Origin of the sequence: Pelomonas baiyunensis (assembly GCF_043555935.1) — a bacterium.
GTDB lineage: Bacteria > Pseudomonadota > Gammaproteobacteria > Burkholderiales > Burkholderiaceae_C > Pelomonas > Pelomonas baiyunensis.
In genome coordinates this window covers 152,161-173,688 of record NZ_JBIGIB010000005.1, presented here as the reverse complement: position 1 = coordinate 173,688, position 21,528 = coordinate 152,161, and the positions used below count along the sequence as shown (strand labels likewise).

The window sequence follows — 21,528 nt, the reverse complement described above, 5'->3', positions numbered from 1 at the left end:
GGTTGTCTCCGAATGCCTTCAGAGGGGTGCGGCTCTCACATGGCGTGAGATGTAGTCGCCGTGGTCCGGCACGGCGGCCACGGTCTGGTGGATGGCCTGGCGCAGCCGCACGAAGTGCTGCAGCAAGGCTTCCGGCGGGATCTGATCGATGGCGGGGTCCAGGCTCGCGGGGCGCACGCCCAGGCCCAGGAACAGGCTCACCCACGAGGGCTCGGCAAAGCTGTCGGGGTCAAAGATGGCCACGCGGCCGCTCTCGCGGAACAACTCGATCTGGTGCGCGAGGTTGTCCGGAATCGGCATGGCCGCGCAGTAGCGCCACAGCTCGCTGTCGCGCCGCTCGGTGAGCTTGTAGTGCAGCGCAATGAAGTCGCGCGTGGACTCGTACTGCCGCGCCATCAGCCGGTTGAACTCGGCCGCCAAGTGCGGCTTGAACTGGCGGTCGGGCCACAGCTGCAGCAGGCGGCCCACGCCGTCCATGATGAGCTGGATGCTGGTGCTTTCCAGCGGCTCCAGAAAGCCCCCGGCCAGGCCGATGGCCACCACGTTCTTCACCCAGCCGGCCTTGCGGCGCCCGGTGGTGAAGCGCAGCTGGCGCGGCGTGTCCAGCGCCGGGCTGTCCAGGCCCGCCAGCAGCGTGGCGGCGGCTTCGTCGTCGCTGATGAAGTGGCTGCAGTACACATGGCCGTTGCCCGTGCGGTGCTGCAGCGGAATGCGCCACTGCCAGCCGGCGGCGTGCGCGGTGGAGGTGGTGAAGGGCGTGAGCGGCGAGGACGGGCCCAGGCGCTCGCTCGGCACCGCCAGGGCGCTGTTGCAGGGCAGCAGCGCGCTCCAGTCCTCGAAGGGCGACTGCATCGCCCCGCCGATGAGCAGCGCGCGAAAGCCCGAGCAGTCGATGAACAAGTCGCCTTCGATGCGCCGGCCGTCCGCCAGCTTCACGGCCTGCACGAAGCCGTCCTCGGGGCGCAGCTCCACGTCGACGATCAGGCCCTCCAGCCGCTGCACGCCGCGCGCGGTGGCGTACTCGCGCAGGTAGGCCGCGTAGAGCCCGGCATCGAAGTGGTACGCGAACGAATAGGCATTGGCGGCCGACGGCGGGCCCTCCACCGGTGGCGTGAAGCGGTGTTGGTGCGCCATGACGGTGGCGGTGGACCAGTCTTCGTAGCTCGGCAAGCCGTCCACCACGGCCGACAGGCGCAGCCAGTGCTGCCAGGGCGCGCGGTTCTCGATGGCGGGGCCGAAGTCACCAAAGCCGTGGAAGAACCGGTGGCCCACACGGCCCCAGTTCTTGAACTCGATGCCCAGCTTGAAGCTGCCCTGCGTGCGCTTGACGAAGTCCGCACCGTCCAGCCCCAGCGTGCGGTTGTAGGCGCGGATCGGCGGCAGCGTGGCCTCGCCCACGCCAACGGTGCCGATGTCGGGCGACTCGATCAGCACCACCTCGCAGCGCCCCGCGCCCGCGCGCTCGAAACGCTGGGCCAGCGGCGCAGCGGCCATCCAGCCCGCGGTGCCACCGCCCACGATGACGACCTTGCGAAGCGACGGATCAGCAGACATCTCAGCGGGCATGGCGGCAGACGGGGCAGCAGACAGGACAGGCACAGCACGCGTGAAGTGCGCGCGTGGTGCAGATGAGGCGGCAGCGCGCCCCAAAGCCGGGCATCGGGGCGGCGGCGCGATCTTCGGTGAGGCATGGGCGCTTCGGATAGGTGCTTTCACCCTATTTACTTCGTTCGTTGGTCGAACTAATATGAATTTCACAACAAGGCCTCAGGCGTCCGCAGCGGCGCCCGAGCCCACACACCAAGGAGACACATGCAGGCCGAAGCCGCCGGCAGCCAACAGCTGCTCAAGGTCATCAATCGCATGGCGCTGGTGCGGCACCTGTGTGCCCACCCGGGCCTGTCGCGGGCCGACCTGGCCGGCGCCGTGGGCCTGACCAAGTCCACCGTCAGCGGCCTGACGCGCGAGCTCATCGCCGAAGGCTGGCTGGTCGAGCGCGAGGTGGTGGCCACCGGCGACTTGGGCCGCCGCCCCACCCCGCTGTTCATCGACCCCGACCGCCTGCTGCTGCTGGGTGCCGAGGTGGGCATCGAGCAGGTGCGCGTGGTGGCCACCTCCCTGACGGGCGAGGTGCGCGCCAGCACGGTGGCCAGCTACGGCGCCAGCCGCACCGCCAAGGCCTGCATTGGCACGCTGGCCACGGCGCTGCTCAAGCTGCGCAAGCAACTGGCAGCCACGCAACAGGTGCTGGGCATCGGTGTGGGCCTGCCGGGTGGCGTGAACGAAGCGCGCGGCCTGCTGCACTTCGCGCCCAACCTCGGCTGGCGCGATGTGCCGGTGGGCCAACTGCTGGCCGACAAACTGCACGACACCGCACTCGCCGACGTGCCCCTCTTCATCCAGAACGAAGCCGATGTGGCCGCACTGGGGGAGATGGAATTCAACCCCGCCGCCGATGCCGACCCGCTGCTGTACGTGTCCATCAACCAGGGTCTGGGTGCGGGCGTCATCGTGGGCGACCGGCTGCTCACCGGCAGCCGTGGCTTCGCGGGCGAGGTGGGCCACATGGTGCTGCAGCTGAACGGCCCGCGCTGCTCCTGCGGCCGCCGCGGCTGCGCCGAAGCGCTGATTGCCACGCGCGCCCTGCTGGGCGGCAGCGACGCCGCACCGGCCCTGCGCTCACTGGCCGAGGTGCGTGCGCACCTGGTGGATGAAGACGCCGACACGCTGAAGGCCGTGGCCTCCGCCGGCCGCTACCTGGGCGTGCTGCTGCAAAACCTGGCCACCGCGTACGACCCCGGCGCCATCGTGCTGGGGGGCTCGGTGGTGGAGCTGGGCGAGCCCTTCCTGCAACCCGCACTCACCACGCTGAACGACTACGCCGCCGCCGCCAACCTGCCGCCGCCGAGCGTGCGCGTCTCGCTGTTCGGCGCCAACGCGGTGGCCGTGGGCGCCGCGGCGTTGGCCCGTTATCGCCTGACCCGCCCCACACTGCCGCTGGCCGACAGCAGCACCGTGGCCACCGATGCCGAGGAGGCCGTCTGATGTTCCTGGGCATCGATCTCGGCACCTCGGAAGTCAAGCTCCTGCTGCTGGCGGACACCGGCCGCATCGTCGGCACCGCCGGCCACCCGCTCACGCGGCAGAGCCCGCAGCCGCTGTGGTCGGAGCAAGACCCCGCCGCCTGGTGGCAGGCCACGCAAGCGGCTGTGGCGCAGCTGCGCGCTGCCCATCCGGCAGCGTTCGCCGCGGTGCGCGGCATTGGGCTGTCCGGGCAAATGCACGGCGCGGTGCTGCTGGACGCGGCCGACGCCGTGCTGCGCCCGGCCATCCTGTGGAACGACGGCCGCAGCCATGCCGAGTGCGCCGAGCTGACAGCCGCCGCACCGCAACTGCAGGCCATCGCCGGCAACCTCGCCATGCCCGGCTTCACCGCGCCGAAGCTGCTGTGGGTGCGCCAACACGAGCCCGAGGTCTTCGCGCGCACCGCCAGCGTGCTGCTGCCCAAGGACTGGCTGCGACTGCAACTCACCGGCGAGAAGGTGTCCGACCCGTCGGACGCCGCCGGCACGCTGTGGCTGGACGTGGCCCGCCGCGATTGGTCTGACGCGCTGCTGGCCGCCTGCGGGCTGAGCCGCGCCCACATGCCGCGCCTGGTGGAAGCCAGCGAACCCAGCGGCGTGTTGAAGCCGGAACTCGCCGCCGCCTGGGGCCTAGGCCCTGACGTGGTGGTAGCCGGCGGCGCGGGCGACAACGCCGCCAGCGCGATCGGCATCGGCGCCGTCGCGCCGGGCGACGGCTTCATCTCGCTGGGCACCTCGGGCGTGCTGTTCGTGGTGAACGACCGCTACCGCCCCAACCCCGCCTCGGCCGTGCACGCCTTCTGCCACGCCCTGCCCGCGCGCTGGCACCAGATGAGCGTGATGCTCTCGGCCGCCAGTTGCCTGCGCTGGTTCTGCGAGTTCGTGGGCCAGAGCGAGGCCACGCTGCTGGCCGAGTTGGACGACCACCCCCGGGCTTTGTTGTCGGCGAATGACAGCGCAGTCATTCCCGAAGCCAGCGCGCCGATCTTCCTGCCTTACCTCGCCGGTGAGCGCACCCCGCACAACGACGCGTTCGCCACCGCCACCTTCCACGGCCTGACCGCGGCCACCTCGCGCGCCGCCCTCACCTACGCCGTGCTGGAAGGCGTGGCTTTTGGCCTGGCCGACGGGCTGGACGCGCTGCGCGCCGCCGGCACCGCGGTGCAGCGCCTGTCGCTGGTGGGCGGCGGCTCGCGCAGCCCGTTCTGGGCACAGCTGATTGCCGACGCGCTGAACGTGGAGATCGTGGTGCACGCCGGCAGCGAAGCAGGCGGTGCGCTGGGTGCGGCCCGCCTGGGCGCGCTCGCCACCGGCGGCCAGGTCGAACAGGTCTGCACCCGCCCGCCTGTTGCGGCCACCTATTCCCCCACCCCCGAACGCCACGCACGCCTGGCCCCCCGCCTGGCGCGCTTCCGTGACCTCTACCGCCGCTTGCGCGGCGCCTGACCTTCCCGTTATGACGAGCTACTTCCAACACATCGCGCCCATCCGCTACGAGGGCGCCGCCAGCGAAAACGAGCTGGCCTTCAAGCACTACGACAAGGACCGCCTCGTGCTCGGCAAGCGCATGGAAGACCACCTGCGCTTCGCCGCCTGCTACTGGCACAACTTCGTCTGGACCGGCATGGACCCGTTCGGCGGCGCCACCTTCGAGCGCCCCTGGTTCCAGGGCGGCAGCCCGATGGAACTGGCACGTGCCAAGGCCGACGCCGCCTTCGAGTTCTTCCAGAAGCTCGGCGTGCCCTACTACTGCTTCCACGACCGTGACGTGGCCCCCGAAGGCGCCACGCCGCGCGAGAGCCACGAGAACTTCCAGCGCATCGTCGACCTGCTGGGCGAGAAGCAACAAGCCACGGGCCTGAAGCTGCTGTGGGGCACGGCCAACCTGTTCAGCCACCGCCGCTTCATGTCGGGTGCGGCCAGCAACCCCGACCCCGAGCTCTTCAAGATGGCCGCGCTGCAGGTGCGCGACGCGATGGACGCCACGCTCAAGCTCGGCGGCGAGAACTACGTGCTGTGGGGCGGCCGCGAGGGCTACGAGACCCTGCTGAACACGCGCATCGGCCAGGAGCTGGACCAACTCGGCCGCTTCCTGAACATGGCGGTGGAGTACAAGCACAAGATCGGCTTCAAGGGCGCCATCCTCATCGAGCCCAAGCCGCGCGAGCCGTCCAAGCACCAGTACGACTTCGACACCGCCACCGTCTACGGCTTCCTCGTGCGCTACGGCCTCGAGAAGGAAGTCAAGGTCAACATCGAAGCCAACCACGCGACCCTCTCGGGCCACAGCTTCGAGCACGAGATCGCCACCGCGGGCGCGCTCGGCATCCTCGGCAGCCTGGACATGAACCGCGGTGACCCGCAGCTGGGCTGGGACACCGACCAGTTCCCCCACAACGTGCCCGAGACGGCGCTGGCGCTGTACCACGTGCTGCAGGCCGGTGGCCTGGGGAGCGGCGGCCTGAACTTCGACGCCAAGGTGCGCCGCCAGAGCATCGACGCGGCCGACCTGTTCCACGGCCACATCGGCGGCATGGACGTGTGTGCGCAGGCACTGCTGGTGGCCGAAAAGATGATCACCGACGGCCGCCTGAAGGCCGCCGTGGACGCCCGCTACGCCGGCTGGGACAGCGCGCAGGGCCAGGACATCCTGCAAGGCCGCTGCACGCTGGACCAACTCGCCGACGAGGTGCTGGCCCGCAACACCGATGTGGCGCCCGTCTCGGGCCGCCAGGAAGTGCTGGAGAACCTCGTGAACCGCTTATGCGGTTGAGGCCCAGGCCCCGTTTCTTTCCCCTCCAACCCGCCCCGTGGCACGGGCGGCGTTGCTTCATCCCCGTTCCCGCCGAACCAGTCCTGAATCACAGGCCACGCGCCACCACACAAAGACAGGAGACACAGTGAACCGACCCCGCCGAACCGCCATCTCGTTGGCCGCCGCTCAAGCCACCCTGCTCTGCAGCGGCCTGGCCCTGGCGCAAACCGCCCCCGCCCCGGCCGCCGCGCCGGAAGCCAAGACGCAGAAGATCGAATCCGTCGTCGTCAGCGGCCGCCGCGCCGCGCTGCAAACGGCGCAGAAGATCAAGCAGGAGGCCGACGAGATCGTCGACTCCGTCAATGCCGATGACATCGGCAAGCTGCCGGACAAGTCGGTCACCGAGGTGCTGCAACGCATCGTGGGTGTCACCATCGATCGCACCATGGCCAAGGGCGACCCCGAGCACTACTCGGTGGAAGGTTCGGGCGTGAACATCCGCGGCCTGTCCTATGTGCGCTCCGAAGTGAACGGCCGCGACACCTTTTCCGCCAACGGCGGCCGCGCGCTGAACTTCGAGGACGTGCCGCCCGAGCTGATGGCCGGTGTGGACGTCTACAAGAACCCCTCCGCCGCCCAGGTGGAAGGCGCCGTGGGCGGCCTGGTGAACCTGCGCACCGCGCTGCCGTTCGACCACGCCGGCTTCAAGGGCGCGCTGTCGGTCAGCAGCAACTACAACGACCTGCAGGGCAAGTGGAGCCCGGCCGCTTCGGGCCTGGTGTCCAACCGCTGGCAAACCGACGCGGGCGAGTTCGGCGCGCTGCTGAGCGTGGCCCGCAGCCAAACCACCACCCGCACCGACCTCTGGCAGGTTGAGCCCTACTACAAGGTGGACGGCACGCACTGGGTGCCCAAGGGCGCGCAGTGGCGCGACTCCAACTTCGACCGCACCCGCTCTGGCACCTACGGCGCGCTGCAATGGAAGAAGGACGACGTCAGCAGCTCGCTCACCTACTTCGAGTCCAAGTACAAGATGCACTGGGACGAGAACGCGCTGTTCGCGCAGTCCTCGCCCTACAACATCCAGATCGGCAGCGGCGCCACCTACGGCAGCAACGGCCAGCTGCTGACCGGCACGCTGACCGACCCGGCCGACGGCGGCATCAACTTCGGCGCTGACACGCGCTACATGACGCGCGACTCCCGCACCCGCGACCTGGGCTGGAACCTGAAGTGGAAGGCCAGCGACCGCTGGAGCTTCAGCACCGACCTGCAACTGGTGAAGTCCAAGACCAGCGCGTTCGACTCCACCGTGGCCACCGGCCTGCAGATGCCCAAGGAAACGCTGGACCTGTCGGGCTCCATCCCGCGCGTGGTGTTCGATGCCTCCGACCTCGCCGCCCTGCAGAACAAAGGCAACTACTACTGGGCGTTCACGATGGAACACCTGGACAAGAGCAAGGCCGATTCCAAGGTCTGGCGCGCGGACGCCAAGTTCAACTTCGACGACAAGGTGCTGCAAGACCTGCAGTTCGGCGTGCGCCTGACCGACCGCAACGCCACCACCATCAACTCCTCGCCCAGCTACAACTGGTCGGCCATCACCCAGACCTGGCAGCAGGGCTGGAACATCTCGGGCCTCGCCCGCCTGAACGACCCGCGCTTCAACGCGCCGGTGCAGCTGCACCAGTTCAAGAACTTCTTCGGCGGCCAGAGCGTGCCCAGCATCTACGTGCCGGACGTGTCGCTGGCCCAGGGCTACCCGAACAGTTACGCGCAACTGCACAAGTACCACGACATCCTGTGCGCCGAGCAAGCCGCCGCCCAAGGCTGGGGCAGCTGTGACGCCTGGACGCCCGCCACCTTCGGCACCGATCCGCAAGGCACCAACGCCCAGCACGAGAAGACGCAGGCCGTTTACGGCCAGCTGCGCTTCGGCTTTGACGACCAGCCCCTGCCGGTGGACGGCAACGTCGGCCTGCGCGTGGTGCGCACCGACATGAAGGCCGCCGGCTACACGGTGTTCAAGAGCAATGCACCCACGTTGCAGCCCGGCCAGACGCTGGGCGGCGTGGCCATTCCGAGCGTCACGTCCTTCTCCAAGGCCATCGACGCCGGCCAGACCTACACCAACGTGCTGCCCAGCCTGAACCTGCGCCTGAAGGCCAGCGACCAGCTGCAGTTCCGCCTTGCGGCCGCGCAAGCCATCTCGCGCCCGGACTTCTCCGACATGCAGGCCTACACCTCGCTGTCGCTGGACACCACGCAGCACACCACCGGCAGCACCATCGTGGTGGACAACGTGGCGCTGACCGGCAAGGCCAACGGCAACCCGCTGCTCAAGCCGGTGCGCTCCAACCAGCTGGACCTGACCGGCGAGTGGTATTTCTCCAAGACCGGCTCGCTGACCGTGGCGCTGTTCGACAAGGAGTTGAAGGACGTCATCGTCAAGCAGTCGGCCAACGTGCAGCTGCTGGACGGCGCGGGCAAGCCGGTGAACTTCACCGTCACCTCCCCGGTCAACGGCGCCAAGGGTCATGCCCGGGGCCTGGAAATCGCCTTCCAGCGCTACCTGGACATGCTGCCCGGCTGGCTCTCGGGCTTCGGCGTGCAAGCCAACTACACCTACGTCGACAGCAAGACCAAGCCCTACGACCCGGTCCTGAGCGCCTACTGCGCCGGCACCAGCACCGACGCGGCCAACCTCAACCTGAACATCAACGGCTGCGACACCGACGGCAAGACCTTCGGCAACCTGCCGCTGATGAACCTGTCCAAGAACGCCTACAACCTGGCGCTGCTGTACGACCACGGCCCCGTCTCGGCCCGCCTGGCCTACAGCTGGCGGTCCAAGTACCTGCAGGGGGTGAACGTGAATGGCACCAACGGCGGTGACGGCAAGCTGGCCAACGGCACCGGCGTGGCCTGGGCCCTGCCCACCTGGAGCGATGCCTACGGCCAGGTGGACGCCGGCGTGACCTACCGCTTCAGCGACCAGTTCAGCCTGAGCCTGGAAGGCCAGAACCTGAACAATGCGCTGGCCCGCCAGCTGATGCAGCAGCAGATCGGGCTCATGACGCGTGGTGTGAACTACACCGGCCGCCGCTACTCGGTGCAGGCCAGCTACACGTTCTGACCGTCGCACCGGCCCGGCGCCTGCAAGGGCGCCGGGCCCTTGGGTGCGGAGACCCGATTGCGGTAACCCGATTGCGGAGCCCCGATGAAGCCCTTCTCCTGCCTCGCGGCGGCCACGGCCCTGGCCGGCCTGCTCGCCCTGCCGGCGGCCCAGGCCGCTGAAGCCCCCCGCCTCGTCCAACGCGACGGCCGCCACGCGCTGCTCGTGGACGGCAAGCCCTTCCTCATCCTGGGCGCGCAGGCGCACAACTCCAGCAACTACCCTGCCGCCCTGCCCAGCGTCTGGGCTGCGGCGAACGACCTGCACGCCAACACCGTGCTGATGCCCGTGGCCTGGGAGCAGGTGGAGCCCGAGGAGGGGCGCTTCGACTTCAGCTTCGTCGACACGCTCGTCAAGCAGGCCCGCCAGCAGAAGAAGCGCCTGGTGCTGCTGTGGTTCGCGACCTGGAAGAACACCAGCGCACAGTACACGCCGGCGTGGGTGAAGCTCGCGCCGCAGCGCTTTCCCGCGATGCGCGACAAAGACGGCAAGGCCAGCTACTGCCTCAGCCCCTTCGGCACCGAAACCCTGAAACACGACCAGCGCGCGTTTGTGGCGCTGATGACGCACCTCAAGAAGATCGACGCCACCGAACGCACCGTGCTGATGGTGCAGGTGGAAAACGAGGTGGGCACCTACGGCCTGGCGCGTGACCACGCCCCGGCCGCGCAGGCCGCGTTCGAGCAGCCCGTGCCCGCCGAAGTGCTGGCCCGCCAAAAGCCCAAGCTGGCCGCCACCGGAAATTGGCGCGAGGTGTATGGCGACTACGCCGACGAGTACTTCCACGCCTGGGCCATCGCCCGCTACATCGGCCACATCGCCCAGGCCGGCCGCGCGGTGTACGACCTGCCGATGTACGTGAACAACGCGCTGCGCAACCCGTTGGAGCAACCGCCCAAGCCCTGGGCCAACAACTTCTCCAGCGGCGGCCCGAGCTGGGACGTGATCGACATCTACAAGGCCGCCGCCCCGGCGGTGGACATCGTCGGCCCCGACCTCTACAGCCCCGAGTCCGCCCAGATCGAAGCCAACCTGCGGCTGTTCCAGCGGCCGGACAACCCACTGTGGGTACCCGAGTTCGGCACCAAGCCGGCCTACGCCCGCTTCATCTACGCCATGCTGGGGCGCGGGGCCATCGGCATCTCGCCCTTCGGCATCGACTACTTCAACTACAGCAACCACCCGCTGGGCAGCACCGCCACCGACAAGGCCCTGGTGGAGCCCTTCGAGCGCGTGTACCGCATGTTCGCGCCCCTGCAGCGCCAATGGGCGCAGTGGGCATGGGACGGCAAGGTGCAGGGCGCGGCCGAGGGTGACGACCGCCAGCCCCAGCAGCTGAACTTCCCCGGCTGGACGGCCAAGCTCACCTACCGGCTGGGTCGCTTCGGCGAAGCCAGCTGGGGCGGCGAATTCGCCAAGCCCGCGCCGGGCACGGAAGAACCCAACGGCGGCGCCGCGTTCGCGCAGATCAGCCCGGATGAGTTCATCGTCATCGGCCACCGCGTGCGCGTGCGCCTGGAGCCAGCCGAAGGCACGCAGGGCCTGATGCTGCGCGCCGAGCAAGGCCGCTTCGACGCCCAGGGACGCTGGGTGATGGAGCGCGTGTGGAACGGCGACCAGGTGGACTGGGGGCTGAACCTGCCGGCCGAGCCGGTGATGCTGAAAGTGACGATGGGCCGAACGAGATGAGCTCCGCCCCTACCGGCTTCGCCGGCCCCCTCGAGGGGGCGCCGCTGGTGGCCCGGCAGAGCCGGTTCCACGGCGGCCGCTGGAGGAGGCGGCTGCTGCGCGCCGCCATCATTCTGGTCGGCTCGGCCACGCTCAACTCATACGCGGCCGAACCCGTGCTGCACTACGCCTCGCCGGCGCCCGACACGGCGCAGGGCTGGGAGCAGCAGGCCCTGCCCATCGGCAACGGGCGGCTGGGCGCGATGCTGTTCGGCCAGGTGGCGCGCGACCGGCTGCAGTTCAACGACATCACGCTGTGGACGGGTGACCGGCACACGATGGGCGCCTACCAGCCCTTCGGCGACGTGGTGCTCACGCTGGACGGCGCCGATGCGCCCGTGACCGACTACCGCCGCACGCTGGACCTCGCCCGCGCGGTGAACCGCCTGAGCTACACCCTGGGCGGCGTGCGCTTCGAGCGCGTGGCTCTGGCCAGCCACCCGGCGCAAGTCATCGCCTGGCGGCTGACCGCCAACCAGCCCGGGGCCTACAGCGGCCGCCTCGCGCTGACCGACCGGCACGGCGCCACGCTCAGCGCCGCCGGCCACACGCTGACCGCCGTGGGCCAACTGCCCAACGGCCTGGCCTACGCCAGCCAGCTGCGCGTGGTGAACGAAGGCGGCACCGTGGCGGTGGAGGGCAGCACGCTGCGCTTTCAAGGCGCGACCGCGCTCACCGTGCTGCTGGCCGCCGGCACCAGCTTTGCTGACGGCCAGCCGCCGCTGCCGCGCGTGGAGCAGCAACTGGCCGCCGCCCCGCGCTGGCCGCAACTGCGCCAGGCGCACGAGCGCGACGTGGGCGCCCTGCTGGGCCGCGTGCAGCTGAACCTGGGCGCCACCCCACCCGAGCGCCGCGCGCTCACCACCGACGCCCGCCTGGCCGCCTACAGCCAGCAGGGCCACGACCCGGAACTGGAAGCGCTGTACTTCCAGTTCGGCCGCTACCTGCTGGTCAGCAGCTCGCGGAGTTCGTTGCCCGCCAACCTGCAAGGCCTGTGGAACGACGCGCTGCAGCCGCCGTGGAACAGCGACTACCACTCCAACATCAACCTCCAGATGAACTACTGGCCGGCCGAGGTGACGAACCTGGCCGAAGCGGCGCGGCCGCTGCACCGCTTCGTGCAGCGCCTCATCCCCGAGTGGCGCCGGCCTGTTGCCGAACGCGCCGCACTCGCGTTGAACGACCCCGCCGCGCTGCCGCCGGAAACCCCGCCGTGGGATCACTCGGTGCAGCCGCCCATCGAAACTTTCTTGAAGGACGGCCGCCCCGTGCGCGGCTGGACGCTGCGCACCGAAACCAACCCCTTCGGCGCCCAGGGCTACCTGTGGAACCTGACCGGCAACGCCTGGTACGCCCGCCACTTCTGGGAGCACTACGCCTTCACGCAAGACCGCCGCTTCCTGCGCGAGCAGGCCTGGCCCGTGCTGAAGGAAGTGGGCGAGTTCTGGGAAGACCGGCTGCAGGCAACGCCAGACGGCCGCCTCGTCGCCCCCAGCGGCTGGTCGCCCGAGCACGGCCCCATCCTGGACGGCGTGGCCTACGACCAGCAGATCCTGTGGGACCACTTCGACCACCTCGCCCAAGCGGCCGCCCTGCTGGGCGAGCGCACCGTGCAGGCCAAGGCCGAGCGCATCCGCGACCGGCTCGCCGGCCCGCAGGTGGGCCGCTGGGGCCAGCTGCTGGAATGGCCCACCGAGCTGAACGACCCGGTGCTGGACACCCCGCAGGACACGCACCGCCACGTGTCCCACCTGTTCGCGCTGTTCCCCGGCCGGCAGATTTCGCCCGGCCGCACGCCGGCCCTCGCGGCGGCGGCGCGCACCACGCTGGAGGCGCGCGGCGACGTGAGCACCGGCTGGTCCATGGCCTGGAAGATGGCCTGGTGGGCCCGGCTGCGCGACGGCGAGCGCGCCCACCGGCTGCTGGGCCATCTGCTGGCCCCACCCGGCGCCCGCAAGGCGCGCGAGGGCGGCGAAGTGAACCAGGGCGGCACCTACCCCAACCTGTTCGACACCCACCCGCCCTTCCAGATCGACGGCAACTTCGGCGCAACCGCCGCCATCGCCGAAATGCTGCTGCAGTCGCACGACGGCGTCATCGACCTGCTGCCCGCCCTGCCCGCCGCCTGGCCGCAGGGCGAGGTGCGCGGCCTGCGCGCCCGCGGCGGCTTCGTGGTGGACATCGCCTGGGCCCAGGGCCGCGTCACCCGCGCCACGGTGCGCGCCGCAGCCGGCGCGGGCGGCGGCCGCCTGCGCGTGGGCGAACGCGTCATCGACCTGCACCTCCAACCGGGCCAAGCCCGCACGCTGAACTTCCCATGAAACGATTCCTCCTGCCCTGGCTGGCAGCCCTGCCGCTCGCCACCCAAGCGCTCGACCTCCAACGCTGGCAGATCGCCGTCACCGACTTTGAAGGCGAAGCCCTGCTGGCCGCCGACCGCGTGACCGTGCCCAAGCCGGCGCAACCCCGCGTGCCCAACAGCCACGTGGCGGCCCGCCGGGCCGGTGACGGCACGCTCACGCTGCAGTTCAGCAACTCCTGGATCGCACAGTTGCGTTGGCAAGGCGGCAAGCCCATCAACCTCACCCCCTACCTGGCTCAAGGCACGGTGGAGTTCGACCTGAACGTGATCGACCTCGCCCACGGTGGCATGAAGTTCAAGCTGGGTTGCGGCAAGGATTGCGAGCGCAAGCTGCCCTTCTTGTTCGCTGGCCGCGAACTCATCGGCAAGGGCCCGCAGCACCTGTCGTTCGCGCTGAAATGCTTCTGGCGCGAGGGCGACGACTTCTCCGCCGTGCCCACGCCCTTCACGCTGGAGGGCACGGGCAGCGGCGAGGTGCAGATCAGCCGCCTGCGCTTCAACAAGACGGGCAAGCCCACCACCGCTTGCCCGGACTACCGCACGCAGTCCGTCACGCCGCAGCGGCTGCAGGAATCCTGGGCCGTGCAGTGGTGGCTGCCGCGCCATGCGCAAAAGCTCGCCGAAATCCAAGCCCACCGGGAAGCCGGCCGGCGCGTGGACCTCGTGTTCCTGGGCGACTCCATCACCCAAGGCTGGGAGAACGAGGGCAAGCAGGTCTGGGCCGAGCGCTTCGCCCAACACAACGCCGTGGCCTTGGGCTTTGGCGGCGACCGCACCGAGAACCTGCTGTGGCGCCTGCAGCAGGGCGAACTGGACGGCATGGCGCCCAAGGTCATCGTCATGATGATCGGCACCAACAACACCGGTGACCGGCTGGAAGACCCGGCGCTCACCGTCGCCGGCATCCGCGCCAACCTGGCCGAGATCCAGAAGCGCCAGCCGCAGGCCACCGTGCTGTTGCTGGCCCTCTTCCCGCGCGGCGAAAAGCCCGACGACCTGACCCGCCGGCACAACGCCAAGATCAACGCGCTGCTGCCCGCGCTGGCCGATGGGCAGAAGGTGCGCTTCCTGGACCTCGGCCCCGCCCTGATGAACGCGGACGGCACGCTCTCCCAAGACATCCTGCCCGACTGGCTGCACCTCAGCCCGGCCGGTTACGCGATCTGGGCCCGCAGCCTGGAATCGACCCTGAACTCTCTCCTCGCGCCCTGACGGCGCCCCGCTCCTGACCCCATGACCGCACTGACCTACGCCAGCCCCTTCCCCGCCGACTTCGTGTTCGGCGTGGCCGCCGCCGCCGCCCAGATCGAGGGCGCCGCCTTCATCGACGGCAAGGGCGAATCCATCTGGGACCGCTTCGCCCGCCAGCCCGGCAAGGTGCACGACGGCGACACGCTCGACGTGGCCTGTGACCACTACCACCGCTTCGACGAGGACTTCGCGCTGATGGCGTCGCTCGGCGTGAAGCACTACCGCCTGTCACTGGCCTGGCCGCGCATCTACCCGAACGGCGACGGCGAGCTCAACCCCGCCGGCCTGGACTTCTATCACCGGCTGTTTGCGAGCATGAAGCGCCACGGCATCACGCCCTGGGTCACGATGTTCCATTGGGACCTGCCGCAAAGCCTGGAAGACCGTGGCGGCTGGACCTCGCGCGTGACGGTGGACGCCTTCGCCCGCTATGCCGACACCGTGGTGCAGGCGTTTGCCGGCGAGGTGAAGCACTGGATCACGATGAACGAGATCCGCTGCTTCACGCAGCTGGCCTACGGCTACGGCACCAAGGCGCCGGGCCGCAAAGAGCCGCAGGCCGTGGTGAACCAGACCTTCCACCACGCGCTGCTGTGCCACGGGCATGGCGTGCGTGCGGTGCGCGAGTTCGGCGGCGCGGGCGCCGTGGTGGGCCTCACCGACAACTGCGACGTCTGCATCCCCGTCACCGAAACGCCGGCCGACATCGCTGCCGCGAAAGCCTGGTTCCTGGAGAAGAACGCCCACGTGCTGGGTGCCATGCACGCCGGCCACTACCCGGCCGACTACCTGGCCCGCGCCGGGGCTGACGCGCCCGAGGTGCTGCCCGGCGACTTCGAGCTCATCAGCCGGCCCACCGACCACCTGGGCCTGAACATTTACACCGGCACCTACGTGCGCGCCCCCAAGGCGGGTGCCTCCGACAAAGCCTGGGAAGCCGTGCCCCTGCCGGCGAACTACCCCAAGGCCGACAGCCCCTGGCTGCACATCGCGCCGCAGTGCATCTACTGGGCCACGCGCTTTTGTGCCGAGTTGTACGGCCACACCTCGCTCTACATCACCGAGAACGGCTGCGGCTACAACGACGAGCCCGTGGTGAACGGCGAGGTGCTGGACCTGCACCGCCGCGACTTCCTGCGCAACCACCTGCGTGAAGCCCACCGCGCGATTGCCGACGGCGTGCCGCTGCACGGCTACTTCCTGTGGAGCTTCATCGACAACTACGAGTGGGAAGATGGCTACCAGCGCCGTTTCGGCATCGTGCACTGCGACTACGAGACGCTGCAGCGCACGCCCAAGCTCTCGGCCCGCTACTACGCCGACGTGATGCGCACGAGGACCATCCTGTGAGCGCCGTCGCCCCGCCCCTGAGCGCCGCGGTGGCCCCCGCGACCGACCGCCTGCCGCTGAAGCAGAAGATCGGCTTCGGCCTGGGCTCGGTGCTGGACATGTGGGGCCACTGGCTCTACGCCTCGCTGGCCTTCCACGTGTTCAACATCTTCCTGGGCGTGGCGCCGGGGCTGATCTCCACGGTGCAGGCGATCAAGATCGTCATCGACGCCGGCTCGGACGCGCTGTTCGGCTGGCTGTCGGACAACACCCGCACGCGCTATGGGCGCCGCCGCCCCTTCATCCTCGTGGGCGGCGTGCTCGCCGGCATCGGCCTGCCGCTGATGTTCGCCGTGGGCCGGGGCTGGACCGACACGCAGTACTTCCTCTTCATGCTGTTCAGCATGGTGATCTACGTGCCGGTGATGAGCTGCTTCAACATGCCGTGGGTGAGCCTGGGCGCGGAGATGACGCCCGACTACCACGAGCGCACCAGCGTGATGGCCGTGCGCGCGGCCATCCAGAAGGGGCCGGAGCTGGCGATGTTCTTCGCCGCGCAGTTCACCACGCTGGCCTGGTTCCACGACGCCAACGGCAAGCCCGACATCCTGCGCGGCGCGCAGACCTACTGCGCCATCCTGGGCGCCATCATGGTGGCGGTGTCCATCGCCATCTTTTTGCTGGTGCGTGAGCGCTATTACGAGAAGCTGGTGTCGCACTCGCAGGCCCGCATCCCGCTGGCCGACACGCTGTGGCGCACGCTGCGCTGCAAGCCCTTCCGCACCATCCTCACCATGTCGCTGGCCTACAGCATCGGCACGGCCATGGTGGGCGCGCTGGGCTACTACGCAACCGTCTACTACGTCTGCCAAGGCGACGTGACGCTGGCCACGAAATGGAACACCGCCATGGGCCTGGCCGGCATGGGCTTCGGCTTCGCCGGCATTCCTTTCTTCACGTGGATCGCGCGCCGCCACGGCAAGCGCACCGGCCTGGCCTGCGTGCTGACGCTGGCCATCGGCGCCTTCATCGGCGACTGGTGGTTCTACGACCCCGAGCACCCCGCCCTGCAGCTGCTGGCCTGCGGCTTCGTGGCCTTCACCGGCGCGGGCTTCTGGACGCTGTACGGCGCCACCATCGGCGACGTGGTGGACTACGACGAGCTGGAAACCGGCCAGCGCCGCGAGGGCTCGTTCTCGGCCTGCCAGTCGTGGATCTCCAAGGTCGGCATCGCGCTGGGCGTGGGGGCCTCGGGCTGGATCTTGCAGTTCACCGGCTTCGACGCCCACCGCGAAGGCGCGCAAACCGCCGAGGCGCTGTTCTGGATTCGCGCGCTGCTGTCGGGCATTCCGGTCATCGGCCTGGTGATGGCGCTGGCCGCGGTGCTGCGCTTCCCGCTGACCGAAGCCCGCATGGCCGACATCCGCCGGCAGTTGGAAGCCAAGCGGGGCACGGTATGAGCCTGTCCCGCCGCCACGCGTTGCAGCTGGCGCTGGCCACGGCCAGCGTGCCCGCCGCGGCAACCCCACACACGGCGGCCGGGGTGGAAGGTCAGCGCCGGGCCGACCTCGGCAACGGCACCTACCTGAACCCCATCGTGGCGGGTGACCATGCGGACCCGACCATCCTCAAAGATCGTGCGGACTACTGGATGACGTTCTCGTCCTTCCAGTCCTACCCCGGCGCGGTGCTGTGGCACTCGACCGACCTGCTGAACTGGACGCCGGTGACGGCTGCACTCACCGAAAACATCGGCACCGTGTGGGCCATGGACCTCGTCAAGCACGCGGGCCGCTACTACCTCTACATCCCCGTGCTGCAGGACGCCGGCACCGGCATCTACGTCATCCACGCCAGCGACATCCGCGGGCCGTGGAGCGCGCCCATCGACCTGAAGATCCCAGGCTGCATCGACCCCGGCCATGCCGTGGGCGAAGACGGCCGGCGCTACCTGTTCGTGAACGGCGGCCGCCGCGTGCGGCTGCGCGACGACGGCCTTGCCACCGACGGCCCGCTGGAGGCCCACGCCTGGCAACCCTGGCAGTACCCCAAGGACTGGGTGGTGGAGATGTTCGCGCCCGAAGGACCGAAGCTGCTGCGGCGGGGCGAGTGGTTCTATCTCGTCTCCGCCGTGGGCGGCACGGCCGGGCCGCCCACCAGCCACATGGTGACGGTGGCGCGCTCGCGTTCCATCCACGGGCCGTGGGTGCACTGCCCGCACAACCCCATCGTTCGCACGACGAGCGCGGACGAGCCGTGGTGGTCGCGCGGCCACGCCAGCCTGGTGGAGGGCCCGAGCGGCGATCCGGGCGACTGGTGGATGGTCTATCACGGCTACGAAAACGGCTTTCGCACGCTGGGCCGGCAGGCGCTGCTGGAGCCGGTGGAGTGGACGAAAGACGGCTGGCCGCGGGCCAAGGGCGGCACGCTGGCGCGACCGCTGCCGGCCCCGCGCGGCGGCCGCCGCGGCCCGGCCGGGGTGCCGCTGTCCGACGACTTTGCACAGCCCCGCATGGGCACGCAGTGGAGCTTTCATGCGCCGGGGCCGGATGAACTGCAACGCCTGCACTGGGAGGGCGGGAGCCTGGCCCTGCGCGGCAAGGGCAAATCGCTGGCGGACTGCTCGCCGCTGGTGTGCATCAACGGCGACCGCCGCTACGAATGCAGTGTGGACGTGGAGATCGCCGGCGACGGCCACGCCGGCCTGGGCCTGTTCTACGACGAGCGCGGCCACGTGGGCCTCGGCTTCAGCCCCACGCAGCGGCTGACCTACGGCTACGGCCAGGAGCACGCGTGGATGCGCGAAGCCCTGCCCCCGCTCACCGCGGGCACCACGCGCCGCGTGCGCATCCAGCTCACCAACCGAGACCACGTCCTCACCTTCCGCTACTCGCTCGACGCCGGCGCCACGTGGGTGCAACACCCCTGGCAGATGGAAGTCTCGGGCCTGCACCACAACGTCTTCGGCGGCTTCGTCAGCCTGCGCATCGCGCTGTTCAGCGCGGGGGCCGGCGAGGCGCGCTTTCGCCACTTCACCTACCGGGGGCTGCCCGCATGACCTCTCGCCGACACCTGCTGGCCGCTGCGGCCGCCTTGCCCTTGATGGCCCACGCCAAGCCGGCCCGGCCCGCGTCACGCCGCATCGTGCTGGACCTGGCGCAGGCCACCCAGCCGCTGGACCGCTTCTTCGACCACTGCGTGGGCGCCGACTACCCCGGCACCCTGTTCCGCGACGACTCGCTCGCGCAGCTGAAGACGACGGTGGACGAACTGGGCTTTCGCTACCTGCGCTTCCACGCGATCTTTCACGATGTGTTCAAGACCGTCACGCGTGACGCGACGGGCCAGTTGGTGTTCGACTTCAGCGGCATCGACAAGCTCTACGACGCGCTGCTGGCCCGGCGCATCAAGCCCTTCGTGGAGCTGGGCTTCACGCCGCTGGCGCTGAAGACCTCGGACCTCAAGATCTTCTACTGGCAAGGCAACACCTCCCACCCCGAGCCCACCGGCTGGGTGGCGCTGATCGAAGCCTTCACGCGCCACCTCCTGCAGCGCTATGGGGCGGCCGAGGTGCGCAGCTGGTACTTCGAGGTGTGGAACGAGCCCAACCTCGACGGCTTCTGGGAGAAGGCGGACCAGCAGGCCTACTTCGACCTCTACACCCGCACGGTGAAGGCCATGAAGGCCATCGACCCCGCCCTGCGCGTGGGCGGCCCGGCCACCGCGGGCGCGGCCTGGGTGCCGGAGTTCCTGGCCCACGCCCAGGCCACGAACTCGCCGGTGGACTTCATCACCACGCACACCTACGGCGTGGACGGCGGCTTCCTGGACGAGTTCGGCCAGGAGGACCGCAAGCTCTCGCCCTCGCCCGACGCCATCGTGGGCGACGTGCGGCGCGTGCGCAAGGAAATCGAGGCCTCGCACCTGCCGGGCCTGCCGCTGTTCTTCACCGAGTGGAGCACCAGCTACAACCCGCGCGACCGGGTGCACGACAGCTACATGAGCGCCGCCTACGTGCTCACCAAGCTGAAGGGTTCGCAGGGCCTGGCCCAGCACATGAGCTACTGGGTCTACAGCGACCTGTTCGAGGAACCCGGCCCGCCGGACGCGCCCTTCCACGGCGGCTTTGGCCTGATGACGCGTGAAGGTGTGCGCAAGCCGGTGTGGTTCGCCTACAAGTACCTCGCGGCCCTGCAGGGGCGCGAAGTGCCCACGACGGATGCCCACACCTGGGCCGCCACCGACGGCCACGGCCTGCAAGCCCTGGTGTGGGACTGGCGCACACCCGACCAGCCAGTGAGCAACCGCAGCTACTTCGGCAAGCCCCAGCCCGCGCGCGATGCGGGCACGGCCACCGTCGAGCTGCGCCACCTGCCCCCAGGCCGCTACCGGCTGGCGGTGCACCGCACCGGCTTCGAGGCCAACGACGCCCACACCGCTTACCTGAAGATGGGATCGCCCCAGATGCTGAACGCTCAACAACGGGCCACGCTGCAAGGCCTGACCGCCGACCGCCCCGAGACGCAACGCGAGTTGCGCGTGGGGGCGAGCGGCACGGCCACCGTGACGCTGAAGCTGCGCAGCCACGACGTGCTGCGCCTGAGCCTGACGAAGGTGGCCGCATGAAGCGCCGCCACGCCCTGGTTGCGCTGGTGCCGCTGAGCGGTTGTGGCGGTGGCGGCGCCGCGTCTGCCGCGCCCGCCGTCGCCCCGGCGCCTTCACCGGCCCCCAGCCCGGCACCCGCCCCCGCACCGTCCCCCTCCGGCATGCGCGACCTCACCAGCCTGCAGCTCAGCGCGCTGATGGGCGCAGGCTGGAACCTGGGCAACGCGCTGGAGGCCATCGGCGGCGAAACCGCCTGGGGCAACCCGGCCACCACGCAGGCGCTGCTCAACGCGGTCAAGGCCGCGGGCTTCAAAACCGTGCGCATTCCCGTGTCGTGGAAGCAGTACGCCGACGCCAACGACGTCATCCGCGCGACCTGGCTGGCCCGCGTGGCCGAGGTGGTGGGCTACGCGCAAAAGGCGGGCCTCTTCGCCCTGATCAACATTCACTGGGACGGCGGCTGGATGCAGCCCACCTACGCCGCGCAGGCCGTGGCCAATGCGCGCATCACCACGTTCTGGATGCAGATCGCCAACCACTTCAAGGCCTACGACGACACCCTGCTGTTCGCCGGCACCAACGAGGTGATGGTGGAGGGCGACTACGGCACGCCCAAGGCCGAAAACGTCGCGGTGCAGAACGGCTTCAACCAGCAGTTCGTGAACGCGGTGCGCGCTACCGGCGGCAACAACGCGGTGCGCCACCTCATCGTGCAGGGCTTCAACACCAACATCGACCACACCGTAGCCTTCGCGGTGTTGCCCACCGACACGGCCAAGAACCGGCTGATGATGGAAGTGCACTTCTACGACCCCTACAACTTCGCGCTCAACGAGAAGAGCACGATCTGGCAGTGGGGTGCCGGCGCCACCGACCCCCAGGCCACCGAGACCTGGGGCAACGAAGCCCACATCGACGCCCAATTCCAGAAGATGAAGGCCAAGTACGTGGACCAAGGCGTGCCGGTCCTCCTGGGCGAGTTCGGCGCCATTCGGCGCACCGAGTACGCGGCCGCCGAGTCCTACCGGCTGGCGTGGAACGGCTACGTGGCCCGCTCCGCCTGGACGCACGGCCTGGTGCCCGTGTACTGGGACGCCGGCGCTGCGCGCGAGAACCACAGCATGGGGCTGTTCGACCGCAACACCGGCGAGGTGGTGTACCCCGCGCTCGTCCAGGCCCTGGTGAACGCCGCCCGCTGAACACGCCGCACCGCGCGCTCCCCCTGAAGCCGCCCCGTTTC

13 protein-coding genes are annotated in these 21,528 nt (G+C 69.6%); 12 read left to right on the top strand and 1 reads right to left on the bottom strand.

Annotated elements, in window-relative coordinates; translation table 11 throughout:
• Nucleotides 1-18: 18 nt before the first annotated feature.
• Nucleotides 19-1,554 carry a tryptophan halogenase family protein gene (locus ACG01O_RS17625; RefSeq protein ID WP_394386613.1) on the bottom strand — a complete coding sequence of 512 codons (1,536 nt, stop codon included), beginning with the start codon at nucleotides 1,552-1,554 and terminating at the stop codon, nucleotides 19-21.
• A 258-nt stretch (nucleotides 1,555-1,812) separates the two neighbouring features.
• On the opposite strand from ACG01O_RS17625, the gene ACG01O_RS17620 reads away from it, so the two are divergent.
• From ACG01O_RS17620 to ACG01O_RS17565, 12 genes are all read left to right on the top strand, one after another.
• Complete coding sequence (locus tag ACG01O_RS17620) at nucleotides 1,813-3,045, top strand: ROK family transcriptional regulator (protein WP_394386611.1); 1,233 nt, start codon at nucleotides 1,813-1,815, stop codon at nucleotides 3,043-3,045.
• Nucleotides 3,045-4,529 carry a xylulokinase gene (gene xylB, locus ACG01O_RS17615; protein WP_394386609.1) on the top strand — a complete coding sequence of 495 codons (1,485 nt, stop codon included), beginning with the start codon at nucleotides 3,045-3,047 and terminating at the stop codon, nucleotides 4,527-4,529. The genes ACG01O_RS17620 and xylB overlap by 1 nt, the downstream gene beginning before the upstream one ends.
• Before the next feature lie 10 nt (nucleotides 4,530-4,539).
• Nucleotides 4,540-5,856 (top strand): xylose isomerase, encoded by a 1,317-nt coding sequence (gene xylA / locus ACG01O_RS17610; RefSeq protein ID WP_394386608.1) that lies wholly within the window; start codon nucleotides 4,540-4,542, stop codon nucleotides 5,854-5,856.
• A 127-nt stretch (nucleotides 5,857-5,983) separates the two neighbouring features.
• Nucleotides 5,984-8,974, top strand: a complete 2,991-nt coding sequence (locus tag ACG01O_RS17605) for a TonB-dependent receptor (RefSeq protein ID WP_394386607.1) — start codon at nucleotides 5,984-5,986, stop codon at nucleotides 8,972-8,974.
• 84 nt (nucleotides 8,975-9,058) lie between these two features.
• A complete protein-coding gene (locus tag ACG01O_RS17600) occupies nucleotides 9,059-10,702 on the top strand; it encodes a DUF5597 domain-containing protein (protein ID WP_394386606.1) in 1,644 nt (547 codons plus the stop codon).
• Nucleotides 10,699-13,062, top strand: coding sequence for a glycoside hydrolase family 95 protein (locus ACG01O_RS17595; RefSeq protein WP_394386605.1), 2,364 nt, complete (start codon nucleotides 10,699-10,701; stop codon nucleotides 13,060-13,062). The genes ACG01O_RS17600 and ACG01O_RS17595 overlap by 4 nt, the downstream gene beginning before the upstream one ends.
• Nucleotides 13,059-14,315 (top strand): GDSL-type esterase/lipase family protein, encoded by a 1,257-nt coding sequence (locus ACG01O_RS17590; RefSeq protein WP_394386603.1) that lies wholly within the window; start codon nucleotides 13,059-13,061, stop codon nucleotides 14,313-14,315. The genes ACG01O_RS17595 and ACG01O_RS17590 overlap by 4 nt, the downstream gene beginning before the upstream one ends.
• A gap of 21 nt (nucleotides 14,316-14,336) precedes the next feature.
• Nucleotides 14,337-15,704 carry a GH1 family beta-glucosidase gene (locus ACG01O_RS17585; protein WP_394386601.1) on the top strand — a complete coding sequence of 456 codons (1,368 nt, stop codon included), beginning with the start codon at nucleotides 14,337-14,339 and terminating at the stop codon, nucleotides 15,702-15,704.
• Nucleotides 15,701-17,143, top strand: coding sequence for an MFS transporter (locus ACG01O_RS17580; protein ID WP_394386600.1), 1,443 nt, complete (start codon nucleotides 15,701-15,703; stop codon nucleotides 17,141-17,143). The genes ACG01O_RS17585 and ACG01O_RS17580 overlap by 4 nt, the downstream gene beginning before the upstream one ends.
• Nucleotides 17,140-18,741: a family 43 glycosylhydrolase gene (locus ACG01O_RS17575; protein WP_394386599.1), complete on the top strand. Its 1,602-nt coding sequence runs from the start codon at nucleotides 17,140-17,142 to the stop codon at nucleotides 18,739-18,741. Before ACG01O_RS17580 ends, ACG01O_RS17575 begins: the two co-directional genes overlap by 4 nt.
• Entirely contained in the window at nucleotides 18,738-20,309 is a 1,572-nt protein-coding gene (locus ACG01O_RS17570) for a GH39 family glycosyl hydrolase (RefSeq protein ID WP_394386598.1), read from the top strand. The genes ACG01O_RS17575 and ACG01O_RS17570 overlap by 4 nt, the downstream gene beginning before the upstream one ends.
• Nucleotides 20,306-21,487, top strand: coding sequence for a glycoside hydrolase family 5 protein (locus ACG01O_RS17565; RefSeq protein WP_394386597.1), 1,182 nt, complete (start codon nucleotides 20,306-20,308; stop codon nucleotides 21,485-21,487). Before ACG01O_RS17570 ends, ACG01O_RS17565 begins: the two co-directional genes overlap by 4 nt.
• Nucleotides 21,488-21,528: the final 41 nt, after the last annotated feature.